Source organism: Undibacterium sp. RTI2.2 (assembly GCF_035018705.1).
Classification (GTDB): domain Bacteria; phylum Pseudomonadota; class Gammaproteobacteria; order Burkholderiales; family Burkholderiaceae_D; genus Undibacterium.
In genome coordinates this window covers 1-3,577 of the sequence record NZ_JASJXN010000093.1, presented here as the reverse complement: position 1 = coordinate 3,577, position 3,577 = coordinate 1, and the positions used below count along the sequence as shown (strand labels likewise).

At 44.2% G+C, this 3,577-nt stretch carries 2 protein-coding genes and 1 pseudogene; all 3 read left to right on the top strand.

Translation table 11 applies throughout. The features are described 5' to 3' along the window. Positions 1–292 precede the first annotated feature (292 nt). On the top strand, positions 293–700 hold the full coding sequence (locus tag QN395_RS21055; protein WP_323492994.1) for a response regulator: 408 nt from the start codon (positions 293–295) through the stop codon (positions 698–700). A 151-nt stretch (positions 701–851) separates the two neighbouring features. Then, entirely contained in the window at positions 852–2,873 is a 2,022-nt protein-coding gene (locus tag QN395_RS21050; RefSeq protein WP_323492993.1) for a methyl-accepting chemotaxis protein, read from the top strand. A 615-nt stretch (positions 2,874–3,488) separates the two neighbouring features. Further along, positions 3,489–3,577, top strand: a pseudogene (locus QN395_RS21045) (IS6 family transposase); the annotation flags it as partial.

Genomic DNA, 3,577 nt, shown 5'->3' with positions numbered 1-3,577 from the left:
CCGCTCCTTTCTCATCTATTTTGCGCTTCTCGCAATAAAATTACTCTCCGGTGTTTCGTTTTGCAAGAACCTCATTATAGTTTTCTTATGACGTCTTGATGTCTTGAAGCTTCTGACGTAATCGATACTAAGGCATATCCAATTTGTGCAACACACATTCTTTATCGTAAAAGCTGGATTCTTTCATCTGTCCATAACTACTCTGACACTATCTTAGCTAAAATGTTTGTAAGGAATTACCAGCTCTATATATTGCATCGTACTAATGAACCGAAATTTATAAGGGTCTGTAATGATACGATCTGGTGCCTATCGCCCTGGTACTTCACTCAATGTGCTCGTGGTTGATGATGACTACTTCATGCAGCGCGTGGCTATTATCCTGCTTGACAGTTTGGGACACTCAGGCGTCGTCGTTGATGACGGAAAAAAAGCCTTAGAGTGCCTTGCTCAACGTCGCTTTGATCTAGTCCTTCTGGATATCATGATGCCAGTAATGGATGGGCTAGAAGCACTTGCCACTATTCGTACAAAAGAACAACACATGGGGTCGCATCTGCCTATTATTATGGTAACTGGTCACGCAGAACCCACTGATCAAATTAGGTTAAAGCAGGCTGGCGCAGACGGGTATGTGACAAAGCCTATAGATATCACCAAACTACAAACTGAAATCGACAGAGTCATGCTGCAAAGCTAAATGAAACACGCGACACACTGTTTTACCTTTGATTATTGTGCTCAACGCGGATGCAAAGTATTCTTTTGCTTGGTGGAAACAACGAAGAAATAATTATTTTCTAGTTGAGTGGTTTACTAAATCAGTAATATTCTCGCAAAAGGTCACGATAATGACGAAAATTGTAAGAGTTAGTCCAGAAATGCAAAAATTTCTAGCTGCTCCAGAGAGTGAGCCCGTATCTGCCAGCGCCTTTGAAGCACATGGTTTTTGGACGCTTGGTGTAGTGCTGATGCGCAATTTGCAGTTCAAGGCCAAAGCGTTATTAATTTGTGTGATGTTTTTGCTGCCAATGGGGATTATGGCTTGGTCTTACTACTCGGCAAATTTTGAGAGTATCGCTTTTTCATCCAAAGAGCGACTTGGCGTGGAATATAACCGAGAGATTTTTCCTGTTCTGAATTTTGCTCAACAACTGCGTCGTGATGCCTCAAACGCTGCAGCAAGTGGTACAACGCCCGCGACTATAGCTGAGGTAAAAGAAAAACTCCAAGCTGCCCAGGCAAAATTAGCTGCAGTGGATAAACGCCTTGGTAGCGATCTCGGTACCGCAAAAGCGTATGCCGCAGTACAAGAGGCCTACGCCAAAGCCATTGCAAGTAACGGTGCGGTAGAAGTGGTTTTTAAAGCGCATACGGATCATGTCCAAGCTTTGCTTGATCTGATGGGGATAGTGACCGATTCTTCTAATCTTATCTTGGATCCTAATATTGCAAGCTTTTACGTAATGGATGCCGTTTTTGTTCGGGTGTCAGACATCGTTGAAAAAACCGCTCAATTACGTGGTCGTGGTGTTACGATCTTAAAATCTGGTGGGATTACCGCAGAACAACAAAAAAGTATGAGTGAGTTGATCCCTGTTGCGGAATATCAATTCTCAAACATGAATGACGGTTTGACTAAAGCCAATGGCGCAGACAAATCAATTACCGATAGAGTCAAGGCCAAAGAGGCACGGGATGCCACAAGTGCTTTTTATGCACAGGCACGTAAAACGGTCATTGATGCGCAAGATTTTTCGCCTGCAGCACAGGCGGACTATTTGGCTGCAGCAAATAAAACTATTAGTACTCAATATGCACTGACAGAACGATTGATGGATCAGCTAGATGAGTTGCTTGCAGTACGTGTCGGTGATATGAAGATGCATTTATATTTTGTTTTTGCGGCGTTAGTGATTGGCGTCTTACTTGCCTTTTATTTTTTCTATACTTTTTATCTGGTAACCCGTGGTGGGCTAATACTGATCAGCAAGCATTTAAAAGAAATGGCTGATGGCGATTTACGCCGTGCACCTGCCAAACCTTGGGGTAGAGATGAGCCAGCCCAAGTTATTATTGATCTGCGTCATGCTTATGATTCTTTGCACGCACTAATTCGTACGGTGCGCCATTCTGCGCGATCTTTACATGCGACCAGTGCAGAGATTGCCTCTGCAAGTTTCGACCTGTCAGCCAGAACAGAATCTGCCGCGGCGTCTTTAGAAGAACAGTCTGCCGCTATGGAAGAGATCGGCTCCACCGTGGACAATACGGCTGAACTGGCGAGTTTAGCCGCCAAGTTTGCCGCGGATAATGCTAAGGTTGCTGAGGATGGTGGCAAAGTGATAGTAACGGTAGTTAAGACTATGCAGGAAATTCACTCCTCCTCCTCTAAAATTAATGACATCATCGGTGTCATTAACGGCATTGCTTTCCAGACCAATATTCTCGCGCTCAACGCCGCGGTAGAAGCCGCAAGAGCAGGTGACGCCGGACGTGGTTTTGCGGTTGTTGCCAGTGAAGTACGCAATCTGGCGCAGCGAAGCGCCGCCGCCGCGACTGAGATCAAAACGCTGATCTCCAATAGCGTGGATCAAATTGCCAGCGGTACCAAAGTGGTCGAGCAAGCGGGTACCACAATGACCACGATGGTGACTAATGCCAAACAAATTAATGTTTATCTTAGCGATATTTCATCTGCCTCACGTGAACAAGCCTTGGGGGTCACTCAGGTGGCGGCAGCGGTTCATGCGTTAGACGAAGACACGCAACAAAATGCAGCACTAGTAGAGCAAACGACAGCCGCATCTGGTGCGTTGACACAGCAGGCGGAGACCTTGCAACATGAAATTGCTAATTTCAAGGTTTCTTAAAGGATTGCCCATTAAAATACTTCGAATTGTTTTTCACCCGCCATAAAGAATTTTTTGCGGATTCGATTGCGCCTCGTTACATACATTTCTTTTAAATCTCTAACTTGTAATCGCTACCTACTCTACATTTCTGCATTTTGACAATCCCGTTTGCGACAATTCAGACAGTCTGCAACCCTTTCTGAATCTAAGACTTAAAAAGTGTGATTACAGTTTTGCTCAATACTCTCACTTTTTTTCTGCCACTTCTTGACAGTATTGAGCGATGAGTTTGATCACCATTTAGTTTCGCTGGGATTCAGACGTTCTTGGTAAAAAAATGGATTACTTTGTCGTAAGCTGCAGGTGTTTATCGACTTAATGTCACATGAAGAAAAACATTATTATTCTGTTCTATTTGCTATTAAAACAGTTGCAATCGCATCAATTTTAAATACGAGTCGACGGAAAAGATATGAAGAAAGTAATCGATGACCGTGTCAGTGACTCCATTAAAAGTAAGCACCTGGCGAACCCATCTTGAGTCCCTGCGTTAAATCACAGAGTATCGTGGGTTCTGTCGCAATAAGCCGTCTCTGTTAGACTGCCGATCCGACAAAATTTGTGATTCATGTAATGATAGACGAGCTACGCAAGGTACTCAAACGAATGCATTATCCGCTTGAAGTAATGCTGACCTGCGTGCGCTGGTACGCAGCCTACCC

Excerpts from the sequence above, each read along its gene's own strand:
- QN395_RS21055 (WP_323492994.1), top strand. The coding sequence starts at position 293 with ATGATACGATCTGGTGCCTATCGCCCTGGTACTTCACTCAATGTGCTC.
- QN395_RS21050 (WP_323492993.1), top strand. The coding sequence starts at position 852 with ATGACGAAAATTGTAAGAGTTAGTCCAGAAATGCAAAAATTTCTAGCT.